The following is a 25,868-nucleotide window of genomic DNA, read 5'->3' as shown; positions in this document are numbered from 1 at the left end:
TATGCATAGCCTTGATGAAACCGATGCCAAGATTTTACATTTCCTGCAACAGGATGCCACTCTGAAAACACGTGAGTTATCAGAAAAGCTCAATTTATCCTATACACCGGTTTATGAACGTGTCCGGCGCCTTGAAAAAGAAGGCATTATCAAGGGTTACGTTGCGCTGGTAGACCGCGAGAAAGTCGGAAAAAAACTGATGGCGTTCTGTAACATTGCCCTCAAAGAGCACTCGAAGGTAATGGGGGAGAAATTTGTGAAGGCGGTAAGCGCCATGCCGGAAGTGATGGAGTGCTTTAATATTTCCGGTGATTACGATTTTCTGCTTAAAGTGGTGGTGGAAGATATGTCTCAGTATCAGCAATTTTTGATGCAAAAACTCGGCTCTCTGGACAATATCGGAAGTACGCACAGCTTATTTGTTATGGGTGAGATCAAGAACTCCACACATCTTGAAACCAGGGTCGAAAAAAAATAAATACGGAGCTGGAAAATCCTGCTCCGTATTCCAACTCACCCCTAACAAAATTTATTTTCTTTTCTTACCGTGGCCTTTTGCCGGTTTTTCCAATTCCTTATTAAAAGTACCGTCTGCATTGAAGAGCAGCACTTTCATGGTGCCATCTGCCAGGATGCCAACAAAATATTCACCGTCTGTGTTGGTTCCGGCCTTTTTTATCTCAGCACCGGCATAATTCGCAGCTACATAATCCGTAATGCTTGCAGGTAAAGAACTTACTTCCACTTCGGTCAGCTTTGCTTTACGCCCATGGTCTTTTAACTCCTCTTTAAAAGTACCGTCTGCATTAAACAGCAGCCCTTTTGCTGTTCCGTCGGCCAGTACAATGGCCACCACTACCCTTCCCGCCTCATCTTTCGCCGCAAATTTAATTTCAGCACCTGCATAACTGGCGGTGATATACGATGTGATTGAAGCCGCAAGCTCGCTCGTCGCGACTTCGGTAAGCTTACCTTTGCATTTTTGTGTTGTTACCGAATCTGCCAGCAGTGCATACCTTGCAGCCGCATTTTCTACACTTGTCAAATCCGCTGCCGTTTCCGTGGACAGGTCAACCGCGGTTTCATCCTTCTGACAACCTGTAAACCCAAGTCCACCGATTGTCACAAATGCCAGTATTAATAATTTTTTCATTGTCAGTTTGTTTTGTGTGATGTGTATTAAAAACCTTTTGAAAGCCATTACGCCGCCTGCTTTTCCGGTGTTGCAGTTTTGTCCGTTTTTTTTGATAAATTTATTTTCAGGACAGCTGCAACATAGTCATTGTAAATGGCGTAAAAGGTAGATAAGAAACCGAATCCCTGACAACTTGATACCCTAACTTTGCTATTTGGAAGAAAAATATCATTTGATGAGAACGATTTCAAATCGATCGTGTCCGCCTGCATGGCCGGTAACAACCAGGCTCAAAGGCTATTATACAAACAGTATTTTGGTTATTCCAAAAGTATCTGCCTGCGTTATACCTCAACAACCGAGGAAGCCGAAGAGGTACTGAACGAAGGATTTCTGAAGGTATTCAACAATCTGGATAAATATGATTCTGCGCATCCCTTTAAAGCCTGGCTGCGGACGATCATGGTCAACACAGCCATTAGTTATTACCGGAAGCATAAGAAACACAGTGAAGATATGGTATCCCTTGAGGATGCTCCATACCCTCGGTTTGATGACGATATCGTTGGGCAGATTACCGCGGAAGAGATTCTTCAGTTGATACAAGGTATCAAGCCGGTTTATAAAAACGTGTTTCTGCTATATGTTGTGGATGGCTATAACCATAGAGAAATAGCAGATATTCTAGAGATCAATGAAGCAACGGTAAGATCACATTATGTGAGAGCAAGAGCCCGGTTACAACATTTGATCAAACAAAATTACCCACATCTCTTCCCAAGTGATTGGGGTGTAAAGACTTTCAAAGGCAATGAAAACTGATAAATTTGAAAAAACTATACGCCGAAAACTAGAAAGCATTTCGCCGGAATTCCATGAGGATGACTGGAACAAAATGCAGCAGTACATGCAGGTGCACACACCTCCTGGTTTTTGGCAACAATACAGCAGTTGGCTGGGATACGCAGCCGCCGCTGCCGTAACGACGGTGGTTTCCCTGATGTACATCAACCAGCTTGATAAAAATAACGAGCTGGTTGCCGATGTAAAAAACCTCAAATCCCGGATCGAAGTAATTCAAAATACACCAGCCGCTGCGGGTGCAGTGAAAACAGATACCGTATATATTGTGCAGAAAGAACTTGTTCCACAACCTTATCTGGTTGCACCAGGCAAAGGAGAAGATCAGCAAGAAATCACTGATAATGAAATAGATAAAAAAATAAATAACGTACACAACGAGTTCGCAGCGAAGGAGTCAGCGGCGGAAAGAGAAGTTAGCCCGAGTCAAAATCTGACAGACAATGCAACCAATCCTTCATTGCAAAACGGCAACTTAGTACCTGATGAATCCCGGAACACCGACAAAGTGGCTTCCTCTCAGACAGGTATTCGGCGAAAAGAAAATTCTCATGCAGTGGCCAATCGTGAAACCTCCTCGGGCAGGGAAACCGTCCGCAACGAAAATGCTGACTCAGGCAGCAGGCTCACCGAAACGGAGCAAAAAGACACCGGTATTCCCGACCCGACCGTAGACTACCAACGGCCCCGTATGGCAAGTTCTCAACTTGTCTTACGGCAGCCGGTGCAGCAGAATAGCGCTGAAAGAACTGCGTACAGCATGAACTACGCCCTGCTGAATCGTATTTCGCCCAAACAGGTAAGAAAAGCGATTCAAGGGCAAACATCGGCTGTTTCTTCCCGTGAAAACATAGCAAAAACAACCACGGCTCCCACAGCTGAGCAGAAAGTAAACCGGACCAACCAGGCTGAAAATGTGATCCCGCAGCTTCCGTTGAAAACACCTTACCGCTTCGGCGGTGGAATACAGTTTGAAGGAAAGAACCAGGCTAAATCGGTGGTGGCAGAGGTGCTGGTTGGGAAAAAATTCTCAATTTCTACCGGTGTGAGCTGGCTCAAAGTAAAACCCATGGATTTTTTTACTGAAAAGATATTCCGTGAGAAAAACAAAAAAGACTTCAAAAGAAGCCATCCTGACCAGGTACCTTTCGCGGTTGACGTCCGAAACATCAACGTTAAGCCTACTCTGGTCCAAATTCCGCTCACAGTTGCTTTTCGGAACAGTGTTAACAAGGACCTGGATTATTACGTAAGTGCCGGAACCAATGTAACGGTCAGGGCGAAAGAGCAATATTCGTTCGACTGCATACCGCCAAGTCCGGGGCCGATCATTTTTTTCAATAAATCGTTCGAGAAAAAGTCGGATATGCCATTGATCAACTCCCTTAATTTTGCGCTTGGCATAGAAAAATCATGGCACCCGATTGTGCTGCAGGCCGAAGGTTATCTTTATACTTATTTCACGCCACTATCTCCTTCCAGCGCTAAAACAGGCCCAGGGGTACGGTTCAAGCTGCTTTACCAGATAGGAAAAAAAATGTAACACTGCCTGCGCAGCAGGATTGAAGTTACCACCATAGAGCTTTTCTTACTGAAAAGCTCTATTTTTGGTTTTTGTTTTCCCTTACATCAAAGTTTTGAAATTCGCTGCAATAGATATTGGATCAAACGGTGCACGTATGCAGATTTCGTCGGTACTGAACGACGAGGGTATTGTCCGTTTTAAAAAAGTTGAATATGTTCGTTTCCCTTTACGTCTGGGCCATGATGTTTTCACCCAGGGCAAAATATCAGCTGTAAGTGAGGATCGGATGATCAAACTGATGCTGGCCTACCAGTTGCTGATGGAACTGCATGAGGTGGACGACTACATGGCCTGCTCTACGTCTGCGATGCGTGAATCTGAAAACGGTCATCTGGTAAGAGATAATATCGAACAGCGAACCGGCATTCATATTCAGATCATAGACGGACAACGCGAGGCGGATCTTGTCAATAATGTGGTCGTAAAGTCGCTTGGTGAAGGCCAGTACATCCATATAGACGTAGGTGGCGGAAGTACCGAACTTAACCTTTACAAGGACCGAAGCAAGATCATTGCTAAATCTTTCAAGCTGGGTTCCGTGCGGTTACTGGAAGGGAAAGAATCTAAAAATTCCTGGATAAAAATCAAAGAATGGATCAATGATCATGTAGATTACACCCAGCCGATCCAGGCGGTAGGTACCGGTGGAAATATCAACAAACTATTTGATTTGTCCTCCAAACTGACCGAAAGTTCTACCAGCCTGGATGAGATCCAGCGCATGCGGGACTATATAGCCCAGTTTTCGCTTCAGGACAGGATTAATAAACTTCAGCTCAATCCGGACCGCGCCGATGTGATTGTGCCAGCGGGAGATATTTATACTTCGGCCATGCGATGGGCGGGTGCCGAAGTCATTCATGTTCCTGACGTTGGCCTGAAAGACGGGATGCTCCAGTTACTCTACGACAGGGCATGCCGCAAAAAAAAGGCCTGAAAAGGCCTTTGGGTAATTCTTTCCAAACAATTTCTTATCTACCAAACCTGTTCAAGGTCCTTGGCTGTGTACCTATGGTTTCTGGTATGGAATACCGTATCCGTTTCCTCCTTTTTAAGCGCCAGTGGATTTTTCTTTCCAAACTTCGCCAAGAGCGCTACCGGAAACAGTACCACAAAGAAAACAATGGATAAAAGAATCTTTCCATTGATAGCACCCAGGACTTCTGCCAGCTTATACCAGCCCTTTACGATAAGATCACCCGCCACCGGAATGGCAATACTGACAATCCCAACCGCGGCTGCGGCTATAAGAAAATAATTCGATTTAAAAATAAAATACAACACCACCAGCCCTGTTACAATCACAAGCTGTGCCTTGGACTTATCTGCTTCTGTCATCTTCAATTGAATAAAAGGGTATGCCGGTTCCAACTTTCAGAACCGGCCTGAATATCTTTAAAGTTAATTCCCGGATTAAAACAATGTATAAATGAAGGGAGCTACTGCAGAACCTCCACCAATTACGATCAGGATACCAATGAGAAGTAAAACCAGAATGACAGGTGCGAGCCACCATTTTTTACGCTCCTTCATGAATGCCAGTAAATCAGTCAAAAAATCCATTGTTTTAATATTTAATTTTTATTGAAAATAGTACTAATACCTAATTTATATATACATCCTTCTGCTAACGGTTCTTCATCACGTCATACAGCCTGTCGGCAATGAGTTTATTAATGGGGGCACTTGAATGCCCGTCATTTTTGCCCACTACTCTTTCTTTTTCCGGGATTCTGGCAATACCATCGGTTAGGGTTACCACAGTAACTCCATTTTTGCGCAGATAATCTTCAACAGGTTTGGTATAAACCGCACTTTTATCAAGCTGAAAAAGGAAGGGGACAAAAACCGCATACATTTTAGCTTTGGTACTATCGCGGTACGCAATCATCTGTGACATATCCCTCAGATGCGCATTCAGAACGGTTGTATCGGTATAGGCAGTCTGAACAAATTTCTCAAAAGTACTAAAACCGGTATGCGGCAATTGCCAGTATATAAAATTAGGCAGATAAAAACGCCTTACAATGCTTGCCGACAAACCTGAAATATCCGCATACGGTTCCGCGCCTGAAAGTTCCACACCTTTTTCCCGTGCCACTTTTTCAATGTCATTGGGAAAGTATTGTAGCACAATAACGTCAGGTTTCACCGGAAACTCTTGTAACCTTTTTGCCTCATCCCTTGTATCTGCACCGGAAACGCCCAGGTTATATACCTGCGTTTTATCATGTCCGAATTTTTCCTCCAGCATATTGGAAAACCTGTCCTTCACATCTTCAAGGCCATGACCTGCCGCAAAAGAATCACCAATTACCAGAATAGTTGTTTTTTCCGTTTTATTTCCTTCTACTTCCTTGTCGTGATAACCAAGGGAATTGACGGGTTTCCAGTACTTCTCCCACCAGATCTGGGATGCTTTCGACAACACTCCTTCGTGGCTTTGAGGTACATACATAAAAATAATCTCCAGGAAGATCAGTGTAACGATGAGCGGGATTGTAATCGTCACAAGGTTAGCCAATATCCCCTTCGCTTTGGCTTTGACTACACCGTAATAGAAAATCCTGAGAATTTCGATAATAAGCAAAAACCAAAATGCAAGTTTTGCAAGCCGTACGAACCAGTTGTCACTCCGCGGATAATCAGGATAGTCAAACCGGATATGAAGTTTATCCGGATAAAATAAGAATAGGAAGAATATAACCAGAAAAACAATTCTAACTACACTGGTTACTATTTTAGAAGCCATAACGGGGATATTAATTATTTCTCTTTTTAATCGAGGACAAACTCTTCTTTCCAATTATCCTTTTCCATCCATTCCGGTTGTTTTTTCTTGTCAAAAATATAGTTACCCACAACCAGATAATCCATTTCGGTACGCATGAAACAACGGTAGGCGTCATTGGGAGTATTCACAATCGGTTCTCCACGTACGTTAAAACTTGTATTTACGATTACAGCATAACCCGTTAATTTTTTAAAGGCGTTGATAAGCTCCCAGTACTTGGGGTTTGTATCCTGATGTACCGTCTGAATACGAGCGGAATAATCTATATGCGTAATGGAAGGCAGATCCGATCGCTGGAAATAGAGTTTTTCCCTTAAATCCAGTGAATCATAATTTTCCGGAACCGGTTTACGTCTTTCGACGGCAACTGGATGTACAAGTAACATATAAGGCGAAATACCATCATAATCGAAGTAATCCGAACAGTGCTCCGCCATCACAGAGGGCGCAAACGGCCTGAAGGATTCGCGGTACTTGATTTTCAGATTAAGCTTCTTTTGCATTTCGGCATTTCTCGGATCTCCCAGTATACTCCTGCCTCCCAACGCCCTTGGCCCGAACTCCATGCGCCCTTGCACCCATCCTACTACATTTCCCTCCGCTAACAGTTTCGCAGCCTCATCAGATAGCGTGACGAAATTATCGTAGTGAGTGTACACTGCTTTATATTTTTTTGCCGTCAGTTCAACATCCAGATCGGAGAAGGTGGGACCGAGGTACGATCCGCGCATGGCATCTGCTTTCCAGGTTACCTTACGCTCCTGCCCAAAGAAGATATGATACGCTGCCTGCGCTGCTCCCAGGGCTCCTCCGGCATCTCCGGCAGCAGGCTGAATAAATATGTCTTTAAAAATACCAGCCTTCTGAAGCTTTCCGTTTGACACACAGTTTAACGCCACCCCTCCTGCCATACACAGGTAGTCGGCGCCGGTGATCTTTTTGGCTTCACGGGCCATCCTTAAAACCGCTTCCTCGGTAATATTCTGAATGGCAAGCCCCAGATTACAATGAATGGCTTCAAGGGAATCTTCGGGTTTTCTTGTTTTAAATCCGAACAGGGCCTCCCATTTCTCCTCATTCACCATTTTCAGGCCTGTGGCATAGTCAAAATATTCCTGATTGAGCCAGACAGAACCATCTTCCTTCAGATCAACAAGTTCTTTCAGGATAATGTCTTCATATTTTTTTATATCGGGGGAGGACGGATTTCCATAAGGTGCCAATCCCATCAGTTTGTATTCACCTGAATTGACACGGAAGCCTAAAAAGTAAGTAAAAGCAGAGTACAACAACCCCAAGGAATGCGGAAACCTGAGTTCCTTGAGGATACTTATATCCTTTCCTTCACCCAGACAAATGGAAGCCGTAGCCCATTCACCTACCCCGTCGATGGTCAGAATAGCCGATTTTTCGAAAGGAGAAGGATAGTAAGCACTTGCCGCATGTGACAGATGGTGCTCAGGAAAAAGCATTTTAACCTTTTTCTTCTTATCGTAGCCGAGTTTTTCAAGCTCTTCATTGATAAGCCGCTTAAGAAACATTTTCTCTTTGATCCAAACAGGCATCGCAGTCAGAAAAGACCTTACACCCTTAGGCGCAAAAGCATAGTATGTCTCAAGAAGCCTTTCAAACTTTAAAAGTGGCTTATCATAAAATACGATTGCATCCAGATCATTAATCGTTAACCCTCCATATTCCAGACAAAACTCAACTGCATGGGATGGAAAACCGGGATCATGTTTTTTCCGTGTAAACCGCTCCTCCTGGGCGGCTGCAACGATTTCTCCATTATCAATAAGTGCAGCTGCGGAATCGTGGTAAAAGGCCGAAATACCTAAAATCTTCATCAAGCGGAATTTAGTATTGTTAATATGAGTAACTCCAAACTATTGGTCGCAGTCTGTTAAATAAGTATGCAGACAGTGACATTTAAAACTAACTTTAATCATATTTTTTATTACCTTAATTGCTAAGGGAGAATGTGCAAATATCCTAACAATTCTGCAAGTTACCCACGATTCTAAAAACAAATCAGAGAAGTTATCAAACGGCAACTCCTGATAATCCAGCAGTAAGCTGCCGCTTTTATGAATAAATCCAATACGCCGACTTTGAACGGCGGTGGCCGGATCTTGTAAAAGTGTAAATTACAAAAACTTTATAGTCAATAAATTACACTGCTATTTCTCCGTACGTTCATACACAGTGAAAGAAACGGGAGAACCGACAATTGCCCTCTGCTTTTGAAGATTCAATACTGATTAATAGGGAAAGTACCTCATATTCTAAATCCAGAGGTTGTAAAAAAGATTGTGTCCAGATAAGAATCTTAGTATAAGTCAATGCCTATCTCGTCCAAATATTACTTTCGCTGCCCATACGCACCAGCTTTGTATACGGTAGCCGAAAAGCACAAGTCCCGCTACGCTGCTGACTTTCATCGCAGATTACCTGGCAATACGTGTAGGCTGGTGCTGTTCATCCAGTGCAACAAAGGTAAAGAGCCCTGAAACTGCCTTTTCCCTTCCTTCATGATACATTTGCTCCACATAAATATCAACACGTACTTTCATGCTTGTATTTCCTACATGCTCTACTCTGCCTACCAGTTCAATAATACTCCCGGCAGGTATGGGGTGCGTAAAATCAATACGATCAGAAGATACCGTTACACAACGCAGGCGCGAAAAACGTGTGGCAGCTATAAATGCAACCTCATCCATCATGGACAAGGCAGTGCCCCCAAAGAGCGTGTCGTAGTGATTGGTATTGTTGGGAAAAACAGTTTTAAAAACTCTTGTTTCCGACCTTTCGATTTTTTCCTCCAGACTATCCATCATAAAAAGTTTACCCGTGGCTGGTAACAACCGCGGGTAAATTCAAAAAAATAAGCAAATTCTTAAATTATTTCGCCACGGTTACCGATTCGAACGGCAAGGTAGCAGCAGAATACTTATCAAACAAGGTTATCTGAGGTCGCGGCCGGGTTTTCGGGCCTTCCTTCACTTCAAAGTTTATGCTTTGCAGTATTAACAGTTCCTTGATTGTTCCGCGTCGGATTGCCCATTACCTTGTCGAACAATTCTAACTTTATTATTCCAAACATTTATCAGAAAAAATACCAAAAACTCCCGGTCCAACCCTAACTTTACGCGCCGAAGCTCAGGCGATGGACGGTAGCTTACAGACGCCAATCTGCCAATTTAGTCAATACTACCACTTCTGACCTCTGACTTTCACAAATTCTGACCTTTTAAAAATTCACAATTAAAAAATGGAATACCGTATAGAAAAAGACACCATGGGCGAAGTGCAGGTACCTGCCCATGTATACTGGGGCGCTCAGACGCAACGCTCAATCCAGAATTTCCCGATTGCGCAGGATATCAATAAAATGCCGAAGGAGATCATCAAGGCATTTGCTTATCTAAAAAAGGCTGCCGCCATAACCAATTACGAGGCAGGAATACTTCCAAAAGAAAAAAGCGATCTCATTGGCCAGGTATGTGATGAAATCCTGACAGACCAGCTGGCCGACCAGTTTCCGCTCGTCGTGTGGCAAACCGGCTCAGGCACGCAGTCCAACATGAATTGCAATGAGGTGATTGCCTACCGCGGCCATGTAATACAAGGGGGAGAATTAGCCGACAAAACAAAATTCCTTCATCCGAATGACGATGTGAACAAGTCGCAGTCATCCAATGATACTTACCCCACGGCGATGCACATAGCCGCCTATAAAATACTGATCGACGTGACCATCCCTGGCATTACCAAATTACGGGATACTTTGCGGGCCAAGGCCGAAGCATTCAAAAATGTAGTAAAAATTGGACGAACACACTTCATGGATGCCACTCCTTTGACCCTCGGACAGGAGTTTTCGGGTTATGCATCTCAGCTTGATCATGGCCTAAAGGCTATTCACAATACACTTTCTCACCTTTCGGAACTTGCTTTGGGTGGAACGGCCGTTGGTACCGGTATTAACACGCCTCCGGGATATTCCGAAAATGTAGCAAAACATATTGCACTGCTCACCGGCCTTCCATTTATAACCGCTGAAAATAAATTTGAAGCGCTTGCCGCGCATGACGCCATTGTGGAGGCCCACGGCGCACTGAAAACAGTAGCAGTAAGCCTGATGAAAATTGGAAATGACATCAGAATGTTATCGTCCGGCCCACGTTCGGGAATCGGGGAAATACACATTCCCGACAACGAACCGGGAAGCTCGATCATGCCGGGTAAAGTGAACCCCACACAATGCGAAGCCATGACCATGGTGGCGGCACAAGTAATGGGCAATGACGTGGCCATAGGAATCGGTGGCTCCAACGGACATTTTGAACTGAATGTGTTCAAACCTTTGATGGCTTATAACTTCCTGCATTCTGCACGCCTGATAGGCGACGTATGTGTTTCCTTTAACGACAACTGCGCTGTTGGAATAGAACCCCTGCACGACAATATCAAAAAACATGTGAACAATTCGCTGATGCTCGTGACTGCTCTGAATACCAAAATCGGTTACTACAAAGCAGCCGAAATTGCACAAACTGCTCACAAAAACGGTTCTACATTAAAGGAAACTGCCGTTGGACTGGGATATCTCACGCCGGAAGAATTTGACGAATGGGTAAAACCGGAAGATATGGTAGGAGAAATCAGGTGACAGCCTGACATTCAAAATCTTCCTGACAAGTATTAAAAGGCCTTCCCTGGAAAATTTTCCGGGGAAGGCCTTTTAATATTTGTCCCGGATTCTTTTTGCGGGTATTTCGCTAGAATAAAGACCATTAAAATGAATTAGTAAAGCAAAATGTAGAGTATCTCCAAAATCTATTGTCACGAGGTTGTAAGTTCCGGCTGTTTTGAAACTTAAATCAGATTTATTATTCAGAGCACAGCTAACCAGTATTGTGTGCCAAGTCTTTCTTCCTGTCTCATTGAAATTTAGTACCTATTTTGGATTATCCAAGATTTGAGTCAAAGACAATCGTGAGGTCCAACCCACGTAGCCCGCCCCAGCCAACATTTTTTGATCAGTATTAAATTTGAATTTGCCTTTAATGGCAGATTCAATAATTCGAAGGTCATCAATGGTTAGGCTGCTAGAAGAGGATATCAAAAATTCCATAGCGAGTATTTCACCGTTTTCGCTTACATAATAGGTAATAAGAGGGTTTTCCGTAGGTAAATCTCTGCTTGCCTTCGAATATTCAGCAGATACCAAAGAATTGATTTTGAAAATATCCTCCGAGCCGAAACTCAAATATTGTTCATAACCACCCTTAGCAAGGCGTTCCGGAAGTTTTCTGTTCTTATCAACAACCTTGTTGGTAATGTTACCGACAACAAAGTGATCTCTGACTTTCGAAACATCAAAGGTTTGGGCATCACTTTTCAATCGACCTGCTTTAAGCTTTTGCGCTGAGACCACCTGGCTAATCGTAAATAGCAGGGAGAATAATAGTATCAAAGATTTCATAGTTATCTATTTTGGGCACCTTGAAGAATTAATAAATGCATTTGGGTATAAGCTATTTACAATCCGATAATTATGCAACGGATTGGCTTGTTTGAACATTTTAAGGTTATTGAAATTGAGGCGAGAAATAGTAACAGACCGGTATCGAAATATTTTAACAAACAATCAAAATGCCATATTTTCATCCCCAACTAAAGGGCGCTGGCGAATCAGGTATTTACAGGAACAGGAGAGCCTTATAGGCTGAAAACTCTGCCAAATGTAAGGATTCTTTATCCCTACAATGAGGGATAATTCGTTTTTGCGTTACTTTGCACTTCCCATTACCCAAACCACCTACCCATGAGATATTCTTTCCTTAAAGCCTTTATGCTGGTATGTCTTTGTGCATCTCTGACTCCTGCTTTCTCTCAGAACGCCCCGCTCAGGCTCTGGTATGATACTCCGGCAAAAAACTGGATGACTGAAGCTCTACCGATTGGAAATGGCTACCTGGGTGTTATGTTTTTTGGAGACCCGGCGGAAGAGCGGCTGCAGTTTTCAGAAGGAACACTGTGGGCCGGTGGTAAAAACGCCAATAAGGAATATAATTTCGGATTGAGAAAAGATGCCTGTAAAAATCTGCCGGAAGTAAGAAAACTACTCGCACAGGGAAAACTGGAGGAGGCACATCAGCTGGCCAATCAGGAACTTACCGGTGCTATCCATGAGAAAAAAGAAAATACACCTTCAAGTGATTTCGGGGCGCAGCAAACCATGGGAGATATTTATGTAACTGTTTCCCATAAAGGAACAATTAAAAATTACCGCAGGGAGCTGAATATCTCCGGCGCCACCGGCAAGGTAAGTTATGAGGCAGGGACGTCAAAATTTGAGCGGATTTTCTTCGGGAATTACCCTTCAAGGGTAATGGTATATCAGTTTTCATCCAGCTCTCCGGAAACCTATTCCGTCCGATACAGTACTCCGCACAAAAAGGAATATGAGTCCTTTAATAATGGGCAATATACCTTTGGCGGTAGCCTGAAAGACAATCACCAGGAATTTGAAACGGTGTACCGGGTCGTAACGGATGGAAAAGCCAGCTACAAGGATGGGGTTCTGACCGTGTCAGATGCCAAAAGTGTCATGCTCGTCCATACGGCCTCAACCGATTATCTCTTAAAATTCCCTGATTACAAAGGCAACGACTATAAGAAATTCAATCGTAATGCACTGGCCTTAACTGCCGGAAAAACCTTTGCTGCTTTATTCTCAGAACAGCAAAAAGATTATCATAGTCTTTTTAACCGGGTTTCATTGAAAGTGGGGGCATCAGCCGACAATCAGCTGCCTACCAATCTAAGACAAAAAGCTTATTTTGAAGGAAGGTCCGATCCGGGTTTCGAGGAGTTATACTTTCAATACGGCAGGTACCTGATGATTTCGTCCACCCGTCCGGGAACCATGCCTATGAGCCTGCAGGGTAAGTGGAACGACAGTACTGATCCGCCATGGACGAATGATTATCATACCAATATCAACATTCAGATGTTATACTGGCCGGCCGAGGTAACAAACTTGTCGGAGTGCCATTTACCCTTATTTGATTTTACCAAATCCATTGTCGAACCAGGCAAACTAACAGCAAAAGAATTTTTCAATGTACGCGGCTGGACCGTCAACACCATGCTTAACGCCTATGGGTATACCTCTCCGGGCTGGGATTTCCCCTGGGGATTTTTCCCGGGAGGTGCTGCCTGGCTGTGCCAGCACATGTGGGAGCACTACGCATTTACTAACGACAAGGAGTATCTCAGAAACACGGCGTACCCTGTCATGAAAGAAGCTACTTTGTTCTGGATGGACTATCTGTCCGAGGACGAAAACGGCAAGCTGGTATCTTCGCCTTCTTATTCTCCTGAACACGGAGGAATATCAACAGGTGCCACCATGGATCACGAAATAGCCTGGGATATCCTTACCAATACCATTGAAGCTGCAAAAGTTCTGGATACAGACCAGGCATTTGCGGCCCAGGCTCAGAAGATAAAAGACAAAATTCTTCCTTTAAAAATCGGCCGATGGGGGCAACTGCAGGAATGGAAAGAAGACGTGGATGATTCTACCAGCAAACACCGCCACGTATCTCATATGTTTGGGCTCCACCCCGGGAAACAAATTTCTTTAACAAAGACTCCCGCAGAAGCACAAGCGGCAAGGGTAAGCCTGAACGCACGCGGCGATGACGGGACCGGCTGGTCCCTTGCCTGGAAAGTAAACTTTTGGGCCCGCCTGCAGGACGGCAACAGAGCCTACAAACTATTCAGAAGTGTGTTGCGCCCCGTGGGAGACACAGGCACCAACATGAGTAACGGGGGTGGGTCATATCCCAACCTGTTGTGCGCTCACCCACCATTCCAACTCGACGGCAACATGGGCTCGACGGCCGGAGTAGCAGAAATGCTCCTGCAGTCGCAGGCGGGGATACTGGAAATACTTCCTGCGCTGCCCCAAGCCTGGAAATCCGGTGAGGTAAAAGGCCTTAAAGCTCGTGGTAATATTACAGTCGACGAGAAATGGGAAGCGGGCCAGTTGGTATCAGTAAAGCTGGTATCACCTGATTCTCAAAAACAAACGCTCCGATACGGAACCAAAACCGTAACAGTAACGCTGGTAAAAGGCAAACCACAGACGGTCATGGCTGGGAGTTTCAGATAAGTATCCGTTTGGTAAGATTCATTTTCTGATGATCATTCGAGAGGAACTCTTAAAACAACCGGTTCAATCCAAGGTGGTAGCTTTGCGCATTGCTGAGTTTGCGGTGATATGCGATGAAAACTTCCGGGAACTGATGAACTGTTTTATGTCTCCGGATTACCGCCTTGCCCAGCGCGCTGCTTGGTGTGTTCGGTTTGCAGCCCTGCATACCCCAGAAATAATCCGTCCGTATATCGGTGAACTGGTATCTCAGCTAAAAAGAAAAGATGTACATCCGGCCGTGCTCCGGAACAGCACCAGAATTCTGGAGGATATAGAAATCCCTGAACAATATCACGGAGAAATCGTCAGTTTATGTTTTGATTTTATCTCTGCCAGACCTACCCCGGTCGCAGTCAAGGCATTTGCTATGAAAATCCTTTTTAACCTGACCAGCCTTTATCCTGAGATCAAAAAGGAACTGAAGCTCATTATTGAGGAGAATCTGGATTATGAAAGTCCCTCGTTTCGTTCACGCGGGAGGAAGTTTTTGGCAAAATTGTAACCGGCTGCCTTTTGAGCCTTCACCCTTACCAGGAACCCAGGTGGTGAAACGATAAGTAAAAAAACTTCAAATTGACACGACGTGCTCCATGCGTAGTTAAGCGATGATTGATACTTTAAAGATAGAAATATCCAAACTTTACAAATCATGAAACGATATCTCGCCATTTTGCTATTCAGCCTGTTTTCCCTCACCGGAACCGCCCAGAAAAACGGAGCTCGCCTGATCGTTCGCGGGGACGATATGGGGTATAGTCATTCGGGAAACGAAGCACTTATTAAATCCTACCGGGACGGCTTCATGACTTCCATTGAGGTGATAGTACCTTCCCCCTGGTTTCCGGAAGCGGCTAAAATGCTGAAAGAAACACCTGGGGTGGATGTAGGTATCCACCTTGCCCTCACCAGCGAGTGGGATAATGTAAAATGGCGGCCATTAACAAACGCCCCAAGCCTTAGAGACGCGGACGGATACTTTTTCCCTATGGTATTTGCCAATAAAAATTACCCCGGCAGGTCTATAAAAGAAAATCAATGGAAAATTGAAGATATAGAAAAGGAATTTCGTGCCCAGATCGAAACAGGTTTAAGGTATATCCCGCGCATCAGTCATTTATCTTCTCACATGGGATGTACAAACCTCTCACAGGAAGTACAGCAACTAACTGCCAGGCTGGCAAAAGAATACAAAATTGCGGTTAATGATAACTACCAGGGAGTGGGTTATGAAGGCCCACACAAAACTCCGCAAGAAAAACTGGACAGCTTCACCAAAATGCTGGATAAGCTTGAAACAGGTAAAACCTACCTATTTGTGGATCACCCGGGGCTGGACAATGATGAACTGCGTGCCATTCATCACATTGGCTATGAAGATGTTGCCATGGACCGGCAAGGCGTGACAGATTTGTTTACCAATGAAAAAATAAAAGAAATAATTAAACAAAAGGGTATCCAGCTCATCGGATACCGGGACCTGGGCCGTCTGAAAGATTAAACCAAACCGGGAGAAATCCTCAGCCTCAGCACATATGCTTGGAATTAAGGCCCATAATTATCGGGAAAATCCCGTCAGTACCTCTCACAGAGAATAATTCGTTTTAACTTCGTGAAACTTCCGGTCCTTTTATTTTACAGTGAAATGGAACAGGCATGCGTTTTTACGAATTATCAAACCACTATTACTTTACAAAAATGATCGTATACTGTCACTCCATATTTGACGATCTGCTTCGTCAGCGCTTATCCGAAGCGATCCCTTCAGAATATCAGATATTTTTTCGTACCGAAAGCGATACCGAAAATCAGCAGAATTTTGAAAAAGCTAATCTCATTCTCGGAAATCCTCCCATTGCCTGGTTTAACAAACCGCACGATAATCTGGTCTTCTGGCAGCTGGACTCCGCCGGTTTTGACCAATATTCCGGGGTGGTACTCAGCAACGATACCAAAGTTGCCAACATGGGAGACTGGTTTGCTAGGCCCTGTGCTGAAAGTATTATAGGCGGTGTGCTGGCACTTTACCGCGGCTTGGATAAACTCACTTTATTAAAACAAAAACCTGAGTGGATTGGTACGCCCCTGCGGCAGAACCTAAAAATTATTTACAAACAAAATGTGGTCATTCTTGGTGCTGGTACCATTGGTCAGGCGGTTAATGAAATACTCAAAGGGCTTGGCTGTAATATCCATATTATGGCACGGACTTCTCCCATGGCCACTTTACATTCGAGAGAAGAACTGCTGCGCGAGCTATCAAATTTTGATCTGGTTATTAATACGTTACCTGGAACCGCGTATCATTTTGCTGATGATGAGTTTTTTGCCGCAATGAAAAAAAGCAGTGTTTACGCCAGCGTAGGAAGAGGAAGTACTACAGATGAAAGCACTTTAACGGAAGCACTGCGGTCGGGCCACCTGGATGGCGCCGTGCTGGACGTAACGGAAACCGAGCCGCTTCCTTACGAAAGTCCGTTATGGCAGATGGAAAATGTGATTTTGACGCAGCATACCGGCGGGGGACACAAAAATGAACATATGGGCAAAGTAGATTTATTCCTCAATAACATTTTTGCATTGGAATCCGGTGCTGAAATCATTGATCAGATTACCTTGTCCAAAGGGTACTGAGCCTGTAACCGGTAAAATTTGTGTAAAAGATACGGCTACCACTCCGAAAAAAGATTTTTATTAGTCCCATACATTTAGAAATGCATTCAAACGAAGCTGTTACAGCGAAACGAATTCAGGCAGAATACCTTAAGAAATTTGGAACGGAGACCAACCAGTCTTCCCCAAGAATTTTCCGCTCACCGGGAAGAATAAACCTGATTGGAGAACATACCGACTACAATAGCGGATTTGTGCTTCCCGCCAGCGTTGACAAAGCAGTATATTTTGTGATAGCGCCGCGGGAGGACGATCAGGTCATACTGTATGCAGCAGATCTGGACCAAACCTATACTTTTTTGGTAAATGATTTATCAAAACCATCACAGGAATGGGCTCATTACCAGCTCGGTATCATTGAACAGATCTTTAAAAAAGGACTTTCGATAAATGGTTTTCAGGCTGCTTTCGGAGGGGATGTACCAGTTGGTGCAGGTTTATCCTCCTCTGCCGCACTGGAGTGCTGCCTTTTGTTCGCACTAAACGAAATCTTCGGGCTGGATCTCGACAGATTCGAAATCGTAAAAATGTCGCAGAAAGCCGAAAATCAGTATGTTGGCGTACAATGCGGTATCATGGATCAGTTTGCTTCTGCATTTGGGAAGAAAGAATCCGTGATCCGGCTGGATTGCCGGTCGCTGGAATACGAGTATTTTCCCTTCCCTATGAAGGAATACCTTCTGGTACTTTGTGACACCAAAGTCAAGCATTCGCTGGCCAATTCAGAATACAATACCCGTCGGCAGGAATGTGAACAGGGTGTAGCCATCCTGAAAAAATATGACGAGACAATCAATAGTCTGCGTGATGCTGCCATTTCGCTTGTGCATGAACACCGTGAGGAACTAGGAGACGTAGTATACCGGCGCAGCAAATTTATAACCGAAGAAATTGAAAGGGTCCGGCTAGCCTGTGATTTCCTGACGGCAGGCGATCTGCAAAGTTTTGGTAAAAAAATGTATGAAACCCACTATGGACTTCAGCATGAATACGAAGTAAGCTGCCCCGAACTTGATTTTTTGGTTGAACAAACCTTTGGCAATGAAAATGTTTTGGGAGCTCGTATGATGGGCGGAGGATTTGGCGGCTGCACCATAAATCTCGTACGTGCAGATGCGGCAAACGAATTTGAGTCAGAAATGAAAAAAGTGTATCTGGAAAAATACAAAATTGATCTTCCCTGCTATCGCGTTGTCATTACAGATGGTACGGAAGAAATAATGATACAATAGCAGTGCATCAGTAGCAGGTGCAATAAGTGGATCTTTCTGTACTTTAAATCCGTAACAATGAAAAAATCAATCTTACTTTTTTCAGCACTTGCTGGCTTATGGCTGACAGGCTGTAACAAAACCCAAAATAAAGAACAAACTATGATCAGTACGATTTCCAAAGAAGTATTCGGCGAGCTTCCCGACGGTCAGACCGCCGACCTGTACACCTTAACGAATGCGAACGGGATGACCGTGAATATCACCAATTACGGAGGAATCATTACAAAACTTACCGCTCCGGACAAAAACGGGGAATGGGCCGACGTTGTCCTTGGATTCGATTCTCTGCCTCCCTATCTGAATGGTCATCCTTTTTTTGGTGCTTTGGTGGGACGTTTCGGAAACCGCATCGCCAAAGGAAAATTCAAATTGAATGGTCAGGAGTACAACTTACCCATCAATAACGGACCAAATGCCCTGCACGGCGGGCTGAAAGGATTTGATAAAGTGATCTGGAAAACTACTGAAATTAAAAAAGATTCCACAGTAGGCCTCGAGCTTACTTATACCAGCAAGGACGGAGAAGAAGGGTATCCCGGAAATCTCGCCGTAAAGGTCACGTATACATTGTCTAATGACAACGCTTTGCTGATCGAATATTCAGCTACGACGGACAAACCTACCATTATCAACCTTACCAATCATTCTTATTTCAATCTGTCGGGTCTGAAAAGAGATATTCTCAATCATGAGATGATGATCAAGGCCGACAGCATGGTGGCCGTGGATTCGACCTTAATCCCGACGGGCAAACTAAGGGCGGTGGAAGGAACTCCTTTTGACTTTCGTAAACCCACTGTCGTAGGTGCAGGGATCGACAAAACCGAGGATGAGCAAATTAAAAACGGCAAAGGTTATGACCATTGCTGGGTGATCAACAGGGGTACAGATAAAGGTCTAATGCATTTTGCCACGGTAACCGAGCCCGAAAGCGGAAGAATTATGGAAGCTTACACAACCGAGCCCGGGGTACAGTTTTACACCGGAAATTTTTTGGATGGCAACCTGAAAGGGAAAAATGCTACTTATACCAAACGTTTTGGCCTATGTCTTGAAACGGAACATTATCCCGACTCACCAAACCAGCCCCAGTTCCCAACCACCGAACTGAAACCTGGCGAAACTTACAGCTCGGCTACGATGTATAAGTTTTCTGCCAAATAACCAATAGACGTAAGATTCATCAAAGCGGGAATGGAGATAACAAGGTTATCACTGTTCCCGTTTTTTGTTTTACATAATGCTATTACCCCACGTTGCCGCCAGCGTTAAAATAAGATGAAGCATTTCTCTCGTTAAAAATTATCTTTGCAGTCAGATACAACTTCATAACACCGCAATGCTTACTAATACCGTAAAAATCAGCAACGTTTCCAATTTGTCCGATGCCCGGTATTGCGCCGGAATGGGTGTGGAAATGCTTGGTTTTTCAATTGACGAAAATGCTGCTGCCTATATCTCTCCTAAAAAATTTGAAGACATCTGCTCCTGGCTGGCTGGCGTTACCCTTGTAGCAGAAACCTCCCTGACCGACCCTGAGAAAATCATCCAGGCCCTGGCGCCGTACCCCGTTCACTCTATTCAGGTAACGGAATCAAATCTGCTGGGATATCTTAAAAGTGAATTAGGTTTACCACTCATCCTGCGGGTGAGTGCAGACCAGTATGATGCCGGCGAAATGGAACTGCTGATGAGCAGGTATGCTGATGACGTTGCCCATTTCCTCCTGGAAAGTGACGATGATTCCCCGCTTTCGGACGAATGGATTCAAACTTCAGGTAATCTTTCCAAAGAATATCCGATACTTGTTGGCTTTGGCCTGGAAAACGAATCTACCGTTACTGCACTCACGACGCTCTTCCCCAAAATTGGTATTGCGCTGAAGGGAAGTGAAGAAATACGTCCTGGTTTTAAAGACTTTGGAAGTATGATGGACATCCTGGAAGCACTGGAAGAAAACTGATTCCAGAAGGAAAACGGGCCACTGTTTGCTGGTCCGCCCTTTTAAATAACCTTTCAACCCGCTTTCAAACCATTAATAATTTCCCGGCTTGCAGTATCTTGCATAACCTACTACCTTTGATTACAAATAAACGTTAATCAACTATGGAAAAGAAATTGCACCGCATACCCGACCAGGCAGTTTTCGGGGGAGTCGCATCCGGTATAGCACAGTACATGCAGATAGATGTTGTCATCGTCAGGGTCATTCTTGTCGTCATGTTGCTGCTTCCTATCCCGCCAAACTTCGGATGGACTGGTTTGATATACATTGTCCTATGGGCCGTTTTACCTACGGGACCTGCTGAAATCAGTCCCGTGGCGAATGATACTGCCAAACCTTTTGATCCTTTGGCAGATAAGAAAAGATCCGACCAGACCATTATGGTGCTGGGAGGTGCGCTGATATTCTTTGGGGCCGTTATGCTGCTGGATGACTTTTCAATATGGTATAAGATGAAGCATTATTTCTGGCCGGTTTTGCTCATAGCCATCGGGGCCTTTCTTATTCTGCGCCAGCGCGACAAAGAACATGAAAATAATAATGGTGTCAATAATCCTACTCCTCCGCCTGCGGACCCAGCCCCGCCCGTGGAACCAGACCCGCAACCTTATACCCCTTTTACATCCGAAAATTCTTCCCCAACGGTTTGGCCGGAGGATCCTGAAAATAAAAGGCCCGGAGACAATGATGATGATATCATTAAAGTGAATTAGTCAGACCGGCACTCTTTAATATCTAAATTTTTCACTTTAACACCACAGCCATGACTTTCCGAAACATTTTCTGGGGAATTATCCTCATCATTACCGGCACTCTCTTTCTGGTTGAAGAACTGACAGACTTTGATTTCGGCCGCTTTTTTCTGCCTATCATCCTCATTACAACCGGCGCATTGTTGCTTGCCCGCAACTTTTTGGATCCTCATTCTTCTAACCGTTCAAATTTATAATGGATATGAAAACTTCAAAAGGAATTTTCTGGGGAGGCCTTCTGGTTATTTTGGGTATCCTGTGGCTGCTCCGTAATCTGGACCTGATAGATATTGACTGGTATGGTATCCTGCCATACTGGCCCATACTGCTTATCCTGGCTGGTTTTATATTGCTGGTTTCTGGCAAGGAAAGGGGTGCCTCAGGCGGTGCAGTTGGCCTTTTGATCACACTCGCTGTTTTTGGCGCAATTGTCAATAAAACCGACCGTGCATTTGATCATTCTGGCCGGGATTGGCATTTCAACTGGAACGATGATGATGACAATGATGAACATAATAACGACTATGATGATGACGGAGATCAGAATGAGGATGAAAATGACGACAACGGCCAGGAAGACAGCAAAAAACAGCTGAATGGGAACTATCAGTACGAAATGGAGGAATTTATTCAAAAGGCCTACCTGAACCTCGAAGGAGGGGCCGGATCGTTTAAACTCGAAGGAAATACCGATAAGCTTTTTGCAGCCAATACCCGCTCGAGTTCCGTTGGTTTTATTTCCAACCGTACCGTCAATAAGCTCGAAGGCTCTGCCACAGTGAACCTGAAAATGGAAGAAGGAAATGTAACCATCAAAAACGGAAAGATATCCAATGAAGCCAGTATTCAACTAAACGAAAGGCCTGTTTGGCATATTGACCTGGGAATTGGAGCAGGAAAGGGTGATTTTGATTTCAGCAATTATAAAGTAGAATCCCTTAAAGTCAGTACCGGGGTTGCAGAAATGGATGTCAAACTTGGTGACAAACAAGCAGAAACCAACGTTTTTGTAGAAGCAGGAGTTGCTTCGGTAACTCTCGAGATACCCGAGTCCGTGGGCTGTGAGGTAAGGCTGGACGGTGCTATGAACATCAGGTCTTTTGATGACCTGGAAAAAGTCAGCGATGGTTTGTACCGCTCTCCGGGTTATGATGGTGCTGCTAAAAAGGTGCACGTTAAATTTGAAGGCGGCCTTTCCAAAGTCAGGATCAAACGTTACGAGCGTTAAATTAAATGTGAAAAGCTATAAATATTACCGCCCGGTTTTAGATTACATTCTGATACCAGGCAAAAGACCATCCCCTGTCAGAGATGGTCTTTTATTGTTATGGCTCTCTCAACTGAGACAATGCCGGTTCTTCAATTAAATGATAATCCAAAATTCTTCCGGGCCGAATGTTTCAGATATTTCATGGTTTTGATCATGTGTCTTTTAACCGCATTGCGGGATATCCCCAACGTCTCGGCCGCCTGATCATAAGTTTGATTCATCTCACGGCAGAGGGTAAAAACTTCCTGACTACGGCCCATAGAATCCAGTACAGCCTGTACATGGCTCATATATTCCTCCGACTGAAAGGTATCTTCTGTACTGTTTGCTGTTAGTCTGATCCCGTTCTGTATCTGTACCCTCACCCGCTCATCACGGGAGGTATAACGAAGAAAATCATATACCTGATTTTTGGCAATGGTAAAAATATAAGCTCGGAAGTGAATAATTTTCGGGAGTTTTTCACGGTTTTCCCAAACTTTCATAAATATTTCCTGGCAAAGATCATCGGTATAATCATCGGCCTTTACAAACTTGAAGACATATTTATGAATGTCGGAAAAATACATATTGTATATTTCCGAAAATGATTCCCGGTTGCCCTGAGAAACGTTGATCAGTAAAAGTTCTTCATTAAACAAAGCCATCTATTGCAAATAACCAGAATAAAATGGAGCATTAATTTACTAAGTTAGAAACATCCGGATATAAATTCTATCAATTAATCTTATTAATTTAAACTATTGCGGTACGGCGTAGTAATTTGTTAACTAGCCGCTGTGATTGCGCTCTGTTTCAAAGGCTGTTTGATCTATGGAGAACATCATCAATTTCCTCCATAACGTGCCATTACTTTACTTAATATTTGTGTTTTGATATGATTGCAGTAGTTCAGCGGGTATCTCAGGCTTCAGTATCCATCGATGAAAAGATAGAAGGGCAAATCGGGTTGGGTTTTATGGTTTTGTTAGGTATCACACACAACGATACAAACGAGGATGTGGAATGGCTGGGACGTAAAATTACTGGCCTTAGAGTATTCAGTGATCCCGAAGGGAAAATGAACCTTGACCTCCGGGGTGTTGCGGGAGATATCCTGCTGATCAGCCAGTTTACGCTTCATGCAAGTACAAAAAAAGGAAACAGGCCCTCCTTTATAGAGGCGGCGCGGCCAGAAATTGCCATTCCTTTATATGAAAAAATGATCTCATTTCTGGAAAAAGAGACAGGAAAGCCTATTCAAAGTGGCAGGTTTGGTGCCGATATGAAAGTATCATTGCTCAATGACGGCCCGGTGACCATCATTATCGATTCTAAAAACAGAATATAAACTCAGTATTATGACCTTGCAGGAAGCACAAAATACGGTGGACCACTGGATCAAAACCTATGGCGTCCGTTATTTCTCGGAACTGACCAACATGACGATTCTTACCGAAGAAGTCGGTGAGCTTGCGCGGATCATGGCACGAACGTATGGAGATCAGTCTTTTAAAAAATCAGATCTGGGAAAAGATCTTGGGGATGAAATGGCCGATGTACTTTGGGTGCTGATCTGCCTGGCCAACCAAACCGGTGTTAATTTAACGGAAGCCTTTGAGAAGAACATGGCTAAGAAAACGGTCCGGGACAAGGACCGCCATAAGGAAAATGAAAAATTGTCTTAAAAGAAAAAAGCCCGCCAAAAGCGGGCCTTTTATTTACATATCGAGTAACAATCTCATCGGATCTTCGAGTAACTGCTTCACACGAACCAGGAAGCTCACTGAGTCCTTCCCGTCAATGGTCCGGTGGTCATAAGAAAGCGCGACATACATAATCGGCCGAACTACGATCTGTCCATCCACCACCACAGCGCGCTCAACAATATTATGCATACCCAGGATCGCAGATTGTGGTGCATTGATGATGGGGGTTGATAGCATCGAACCGAAGGTACCGCCGTTGGTAATTGTGAAGGTACCGCCAGACATTTCGTCCAGGCCTAGCTTGCCGTCACGTGCACGTACTGCCAACCGAACTATTTCTTTTTCAATCCCTGCAAAGGAAAGTGTCTCCGCATTTCTGATCACAGGCACCACCAATCCGCGCGGGGTTGATACTGCCACAGAAATATCTGTAAAATCATTATATACCAATTCCTCGCCGTCAATGTACGCATTAACCACAGGGAAATCCTTAAGCGCAACGGTAACTGCCTTCACAAAGAAAGACATAAAACCAAGGCCCACTTCATGTTTCTCCTTAAACTTGTCTTTGAACTTGGCACGAAGATCCATCACCGGCTTCATGTCTACCTCGTTAAATGTAGTGAGCATTGCCGTTTCATTTTTCACAGCCACCAGGCGCCGTGCAATGGTTTTCCGCAATGACGACATTTTCTCACGGCGCTGATTACGTGACCCCGGAATCGCAGGAGCCGTGGCAACCTTGGCCGGGGCAGGAGCAGCAGGCTTAGCAGGGGCAGCAGTTTCAGCAGGCTTGCTTCCCGCCTTCAGCGCATCCTCCTTCATCACTCGTCCGCCAGCTCCAGAGCCATTCACATCTTTCGGGTCAATACCTTTTTCTGCAAGTATTTTGGCAGCAACCGGTGAAGTATGCTTCTCTGTAAAACCTTTATCTTCTGGTGCAGCTACGGATGCAGTTTCTGCAGGCTTCGGAGCAGCAGATACACCAGTACCTCCTTCAATGATACATATTACCGCTCCTATCGCCAGCGTTTCACCTTCCTTACCCACAATACGTAGTGTACCGGCAGCCTCAGCGGGTAATTCAAACGTTGCCTTATCAGATTCCAGCTCACAAAGTATTTCATCTACTGCCACCTGGTCTCCGTCCTTTTTACTCCAGGAAGCTATCGTTACCTCTGTAATGGATTCACCCACAGCAGGTACCTTCATTTCGTATGCTTTTGCAGGTGCGGCGGATGCTTGTGGAGCCTCCGCAACAGGAGCTGGTTTCGCCTCAACAACCGGTGCGGGAGCCGGCGCAGGTTTTTCTGCTTTTGGTTCGCTGGGTTTGCTGGCACCATTCGCCGCAGCATCAATCGTTGCAATCAGGTCCCCTATATTGAGGGTATCTCCCTCCTGAGCCTTTATGTGTAGCACACCTTCAGCTTCAGCCGTTAATTCAAACGTTGCCTTATCAGAATCCAGTCCACAAATAACCTCATCCATTTTCACAAAATCGCCATCATTCTTGAACCAGTTTCCTATTGTAACCTCCGTGATTGACTCGCCAACGGGCGGTACTTTTACTTCAATTTCAGCCATTTTATCTGCAATCTTGT

At 44.4% G+C, this 25,868-nt stretch carries 26 protein-coding genes; 16 read left to right on the top strand and 10 right to left on the bottom strand.

All coding sequences use genetic code 11. The features are described 5' to 3' along the window. Position 1 precedes the first annotated feature (1 nt). Complete coding sequence (locus KOE27_RS05685) at positions 2 to 478, top strand: Lrp/AsnC family transcriptional regulator (protein WP_215238392.1); 477 nt, start codon at positions 2 to 4, stop codon at positions 476 to 478. A 51-nt stretch (positions 479 to 529) separates the two neighbouring features. Here the strand turns inward: KOE27_RS05685 and KOE27_RS05680 are convergent, their stop codons facing one another. Continuing rightward, positions 530 to 1,153 carry a hypothetical protein gene (locus KOE27_RS05680; protein ID WP_215237855.1) on the bottom strand — a complete coding sequence of 208 codons (624 nt, stop codon included), beginning with the start codon at positions 1,151 to 1,153 and terminating at the stop codon, positions 530 to 532. 189 nt (positions 1,154 to 1,342) lie between these two features. Here KOE27_RS05680 and KOE27_RS05675 point away from each other — a divergent pair, with 189 nt between their 5' ends. From KOE27_RS05675 to KOE27_RS05665, 3 genes are all read left to right on the top strand, one after another. Beyond that, on the top strand, positions 1,343 to 1,957 hold the full coding sequence (locus tag KOE27_RS05675; RefSeq protein ID WP_229252655.1) for an RNA polymerase sigma factor: 615 nt from the start codon (positions 1,343 to 1,345) through the stop codon (positions 1,955 to 1,957). Further along, positions 1,947 to 3,539 (top strand): hypothetical protein, encoded by a 1,593-nt coding sequence (locus KOE27_RS05670; RefSeq protein ID WP_215237854.1) that lies wholly within the window; start codon positions 1,947 to 1,949, stop codon positions 3,537 to 3,539. Before KOE27_RS05675 ends, KOE27_RS05670 begins: the two co-directional genes overlap by 11 nt. 94 nt (positions 3,540 to 3,633) lie before the next feature. Further along, a complete protein-coding gene (locus KOE27_RS05665; protein WP_215237853.1) occupies positions 3,634 to 4,518 on the top strand; it encodes a Ppx/GppA phosphatase family protein in 885 nt (294 codons plus the stop codon). 38 nt (positions 4,519 to 4,556) lie between these two features. Here KOE27_RS05665 and KOE27_RS05660 read toward each other — a convergent pair whose 3' ends face one another. The 5 genes from KOE27_RS05660 to KOE27_RS05640 all read right to left on the bottom strand — a co-directional run bounded on the left by KOE27_RS05660 (position 4,557) and on the right by KOE27_RS05640 (position 9,212). Next, on the bottom strand, positions 4,557 to 4,919 hold the full coding sequence (locus KOE27_RS05660; RefSeq protein ID WP_215237852.1) for an SxtJ family membrane protein: 363 nt from the start codon (positions 4,917 to 4,919) through the stop codon (positions 4,557 to 4,559). Positions 4,920 to 4,994: 75 nt separating this feature from the next. Further along, the gene (locus KOE27_RS05655) at positions 4,995 to 5,144 is read right to left on the bottom strand and encodes a DUF5989 family protein (protein WP_215237851.1); all 150 of its coding nucleotides are present in this window, start codon (positions 5,142 to 5,144) and stop codon (positions 4,995 to 4,997) included. Positions 5,145 to 5,208: 64 nt separating this feature from the next. Then, positions 5,209 to 6,333, bottom strand: coding sequence for an SGNH/GDSL hydrolase family protein (locus tag KOE27_RS05650; protein ID WP_215237850.1), 1,125 nt, complete (start codon positions 6,331 to 6,333; stop codon positions 5,209 to 5,211). A 26-nt stretch (positions 6,334 to 6,359) separates the two neighbouring features. Continuing rightward, entirely contained in the window at positions 6,360 to 8,222 is a 1,863-nt protein-coding gene (locus KOE27_RS05645) for a carbamoyltransferase family protein (protein ID WP_215238390.1), read from the bottom strand. A gap of 600 nt (positions 8,223 to 8,822) precedes the next feature. Then, complete coding sequence (locus tag KOE27_RS05640; RefSeq protein ID WP_215238389.1) at positions 8,823 to 9,212, bottom strand: acyl-CoA thioesterase; 390 nt, start codon at positions 9,210 to 9,212, stop codon at positions 8,823 to 8,825. A gap of 437 nt (positions 9,213 to 9,649) precedes the next feature. On the opposite strand from KOE27_RS05640, the gene fumC reads away from it, so the two are divergent. Further along, positions 9,650 to 11,050 (top strand): class II fumarate hydratase, encoded by a 1,401-nt coding sequence (fumC, locus tag KOE27_RS05635; protein ID WP_215237849.1) that lies wholly within the window; start codon positions 9,650 to 9,652, stop codon positions 11,048 to 11,050. Between the two features lie 288 nt (positions 11,051 to 11,338). Here fumC and KOE27_RS05630 read toward each other — a convergent pair whose 3' ends face one another. After that, a complete protein-coding gene (locus tag KOE27_RS05630) occupies positions 11,339 to 11,866 on the bottom strand; it encodes a hypothetical protein (protein ID WP_215237848.1) in 528 nt (175 codons plus the stop codon). 342 nt (positions 11,867 to 12,208) lie between these two features. Here KOE27_RS05630 and KOE27_RS05625 point away from each other — a divergent pair, with 342 nt between their 5' ends. From KOE27_RS05625 to KOE27_RS05590, 8 genes are all read left to right on the top strand, one after another. After that, complete coding sequence (locus tag KOE27_RS05625) at positions 12,209 to 14,566, top strand: glycoside hydrolase family 95 protein (RefSeq protein WP_215237847.1); 2,358 nt, start codon at positions 12,209 to 12,211, stop codon at positions 14,564 to 14,566. Positions 14,567 to 14,594: 28 nt separating this feature from the next. Beyond that, complete coding sequence (locus KOE27_RS05620; RefSeq protein ID WP_215237846.1) at positions 14,595 to 15,110, top strand: hypothetical protein; 516 nt, start codon at positions 14,595 to 14,597, stop codon at positions 15,108 to 15,110. Between the two features lie 147 nt (positions 15,111 to 15,257). Further along, positions 15,258 to 16,106 (top strand): polysaccharide deacetylase family protein, encoded by an 849-nt coding sequence (locus tag KOE27_RS05615; protein WP_215237845.1) that lies wholly within the window; start codon positions 15,258 to 15,260, stop codon positions 16,104 to 16,106. Positions 16,107 to 16,303: 197 nt separating this feature from the next. Continuing rightward, positions 16,304 to 17,239, top strand: a complete 936-nt coding sequence (locus KOE27_RS05610; RefSeq protein ID WP_215237844.1) for a D-2-hydroxyacid dehydrogenase — start codon at positions 16,304 to 16,306, stop codon at positions 17,237 to 17,239. An 80-nt stretch (positions 17,240 to 17,319) separates the two neighbouring features. Next, on the top strand, positions 17,320 to 18,510 hold the full coding sequence (gene galK / locus KOE27_RS05605) for a galactokinase (RefSeq protein WP_215237843.1): 1,191 nt from the start codon (positions 17,320 to 17,322) through the stop codon (positions 18,508 to 18,510). A 57-nt stretch (positions 18,511 to 18,567) separates the two neighbouring features. Beyond that, positions 18,568 to 19,716 (top strand): aldose epimerase family protein, encoded by a 1,149-nt coding sequence (locus KOE27_RS05600; RefSeq protein ID WP_215237842.1) that lies wholly within the window; start codon positions 18,568 to 18,570, stop codon positions 19,714 to 19,716. A gap of 175 nt (positions 19,717 to 19,891) precedes the next feature. After that, positions 19,892 to 20,515 (top strand): beta/alpha barrel domain-containing protein, encoded by a 624-nt coding sequence (locus KOE27_RS05595; protein ID WP_215237841.1) that lies wholly within the window; start codon positions 19,892 to 19,894, stop codon positions 20,513 to 20,515. 143 nt (positions 20,516 to 20,658) lie between these two features. Next, a complete protein-coding gene (locus KOE27_RS05590) occupies positions 20,659 to 21,270 on the top strand; it encodes a PspC domain-containing protein (RefSeq protein ID WP_215237840.1) in 612 nt (203 codons plus the stop codon). On the opposite strand, the gene KOE27_RS05585 is transcribed toward KOE27_RS05590, so the two are convergent. Continuing rightward, complete coding sequence (locus KOE27_RS05585; RefSeq protein ID WP_215237839.1) at positions 21,267 to 21,482, bottom strand: hypothetical protein; 216 nt, start codon at positions 21,480 to 21,482, stop codon at positions 21,267 to 21,269. The two genes, KOE27_RS05590 and KOE27_RS05585, sit on opposite strands and share 4 nt — an antisense overlap. Before the next feature lie 29 nt (positions 21,483 to 21,511). Between KOE27_RS05585 and KOE27_RS05580 the strand changes: the two genes are divergently transcribed. Then, complete coding sequence (locus tag KOE27_RS05580) at positions 21,512 to 22,537, top strand: LiaF transmembrane domain-containing protein (RefSeq protein ID WP_215237838.1); 1,026 nt, start codon at positions 21,512 to 21,514, stop codon at positions 22,535 to 22,537. 131 nt (positions 22,538 to 22,668) lie between these two features. On the opposite strand, the gene KOE27_RS05575 is transcribed toward KOE27_RS05580, so the two are convergent. After that, positions 22,669 to 23,226, bottom strand: coding sequence for an RNA polymerase sigma factor (locus KOE27_RS05575; protein ID WP_215237837.1), 558 nt, complete (start codon positions 23,224 to 23,226; stop codon positions 22,669 to 22,671). 230 nt (positions 23,227 to 23,456) lie between these two features. On the opposite strand from KOE27_RS05575, the gene dtd reads away from it, so the two are divergent. Beyond that, complete coding sequence (gene dtd / locus KOE27_RS05570) at positions 23,457 to 23,909, top strand: D-aminoacyl-tRNA deacylase (RefSeq protein WP_215237836.1); 453 nt, start codon at positions 23,457 to 23,459, stop codon at positions 23,907 to 23,909. 10 nt (positions 23,910 to 23,919) lie between these two features. Beyond that, the gene (locus KOE27_RS05565) at positions 23,920 to 24,246 is read left to right on the top strand and encodes a nucleotide pyrophosphohydrolase (protein WP_215237835.1); all 327 of its coding nucleotides are present in this window, start codon (positions 23,920 to 23,922) and stop codon (positions 24,244 to 24,246) included. 33 nt (positions 24,247 to 24,279) lie between these two features. Here the strand turns inward: KOE27_RS05565 and odhB are convergent, their stop codons facing one another. Then, positions 24,280 to 25,851, bottom strand: coding sequence for a 2-oxoglutarate dehydrogenase complex dihydrolipoyllysine-residue succinyltransferase (gene odhB / locus KOE27_RS05560; protein ID WP_215237834.1), 1,572 nt, complete (start codon positions 25,849 to 25,851; stop codon positions 24,280 to 24,282). Between the last annotated feature and the right edge of the window lie 17 nt (positions 25,852 to 25,868).

The organism is Dyadobacter sp. CECT 9275 (assembly GCF_907164905.1).
In the GTDB taxonomy this organism is placed as follows: Bacteria; Bacteroidota; Bacteroidia; order Cytophagales; family Spirosomataceae; genus Dyadobacter; species Dyadobacter helix.
The sequence above is the reverse complement of the archived record's forward strand: the minus strand, read 5'-3'. Positions and strand labels throughout refer to the sequence as shown.

What these genes read in the sequence shown, in the direction of transcription:
- KOE27_RS05685 (WP_215238392.1), top strand. Translation starts at nt 2, where the DNA reads ATGCATAGCCTTGATGAAACCGATGCCAAGATTTTACATTTCCTGCAA.
- KOE27_RS05680 (WP_215237855.1), bottom strand. Translation starts at nt 1,153, where the DNA reads ATGAAAAAATTATTAATACTGGCATTTGTGACAATCGGTGGACTTGGG.
- KOE27_RS05670 (WP_215237854.1), top strand. Translation starts at nt 1,947, where the DNA reads ATGAAAACTGATAAATTTGAAAAAACTATACGCCGAAAACTAGAAAGC.
- KOE27_RS05660 (WP_215237852.1), bottom strand. Translation starts at nt 4,919, where the DNA reads ATGACAGAAGCAGATAAGTCCAAGGCACAGCTTGTGATTGTAACAGGG.
- KOE27_RS05655 (WP_215237851.1), bottom strand. Translation starts at nt 5,144, where the DNA reads ATGGATTTTTTGACTGATTTACTGGCATTCATGAAGGAGCGTAAAAAA.
- KOE27_RS05650 (WP_215237850.1), bottom strand. Translation starts at nt 6,333, where the DNA reads ATGGCTTCTAAAATAGTAACCAGTGTAGTTAGAATTGTTTTTCTGGTT.
- KOE27_RS05645 (WP_215238390.1), bottom strand. Translation starts at nt 8,222, where the DNA reads ATGAAGATTTTAGGTATTTCGGCCTTTTACCACGATTCCGCAGCTGCA.
- KOE27_RS05640 (WP_215238389.1), bottom strand. Translation starts at nt 9,212, where the DNA reads ATGGATAGTCTGGAGGAAAAAATCGAAAGGTCGGAAACAAGAGTTTTT.
- fumC (WP_215237849.1), top strand. Translation starts at nt 9,650, where the DNA reads ATGGAATACCGTATAGAAAAAGACACCATGGGCGAAGTGCAGGTACCT.
- KOE27_RS05630 (WP_215237848.1), bottom strand. Translation starts at nt 11,866, where the DNA reads ATGAAATCTTTGATACTATTATTCTCCCTGCTATTTACGATTAGCCAG.
- KOE27_RS05625 (WP_215237847.1), top strand. Translation starts at nt 12,209, where the DNA reads ATGAGATATTCTTTCCTTAAAGCCTTTATGCTGGTATGTCTTTGTGCA.
- KOE27_RS05620 (WP_215237846.1), top strand. Translation starts at nt 14,595, where the DNA reads ATGATCATTCGAGAGGAACTCTTAAAACAACCGGTTCAATCCAAGGTG.
- KOE27_RS05615 (WP_215237845.1), top strand. Translation starts at nt 15,258, where the DNA reads ATGAAACGATATCTCGCCATTTTGCTATTCAGCCTGTTTTCCCTCACC.
- KOE27_RS05610 (WP_215237844.1), top strand. Translation starts at nt 16,304, where the DNA reads ATGATCGTATACTGTCACTCCATATTTGACGATCTGCTTCGTCAGCGC.
- galK (WP_215237843.1), top strand. Translation starts at nt 17,320, where the DNA reads ATGCATTCAAACGAAGCTGTTACAGCGAAACGAATTCAGGCAGAATAC.
- KOE27_RS05600 (WP_215237842.1), top strand. Translation starts at nt 18,568, where the DNA reads ATGAAAAAATCAATCTTACTTTTTTCAGCACTTGCTGGCTTATGGCTG.
- KOE27_RS05595 (WP_215237841.1), top strand. Translation starts at nt 19,892, where the DNA reads ATGCTTACTAATACCGTAAAAATCAGCAACGTTTCCAATTTGTCCGAT.
- KOE27_RS05590 (WP_215237840.1), top strand. Translation starts at nt 20,659, where the DNA reads ATGGAAAAGAAATTGCACCGCATACCCGACCAGGCAGTTTTCGGGGGA.
- KOE27_RS05585 (WP_215237839.1), bottom strand. Translation starts at nt 21,482, where the DNA reads ATGAGGATCCAAAAAGTTGCGGGCAAGCAACAATGCGCCGGTTGTAAT.
- KOE27_RS05580 (WP_215237838.1), top strand. Translation starts at nt 21,512, where the DNA reads ATGAAAACTTCAAAAGGAATTTTCTGGGGAGGCCTTCTGGTTATTTTG.
- KOE27_RS05575 (WP_215237837.1), bottom strand. Translation starts at nt 23,226, where the DNA reads ATGGCTTTGTTTAATGAAGAACTTTTACTGATCAACGTTTCTCAGGGC.
- dtd (WP_215237836.1), top strand. Translation starts at nt 23,457, where the DNA reads ATGATTGCAGTAGTTCAGCGGGTATCTCAGGCTTCAGTATCCATCGAT.
- KOE27_RS05565 (WP_215237835.1), top strand. Translation starts at nt 23,920, where the DNA reads ATGACCTTGCAGGAAGCACAAAATACGGTGGACCACTGGATCAAAACC.
- odhB (WP_215237834.1), bottom strand. Translation starts at nt 25,851, where the DNA reads ATGGCTGAAATTGAAGTAAAAGTACCGCCCGTTGGCGAGTCAATCACG.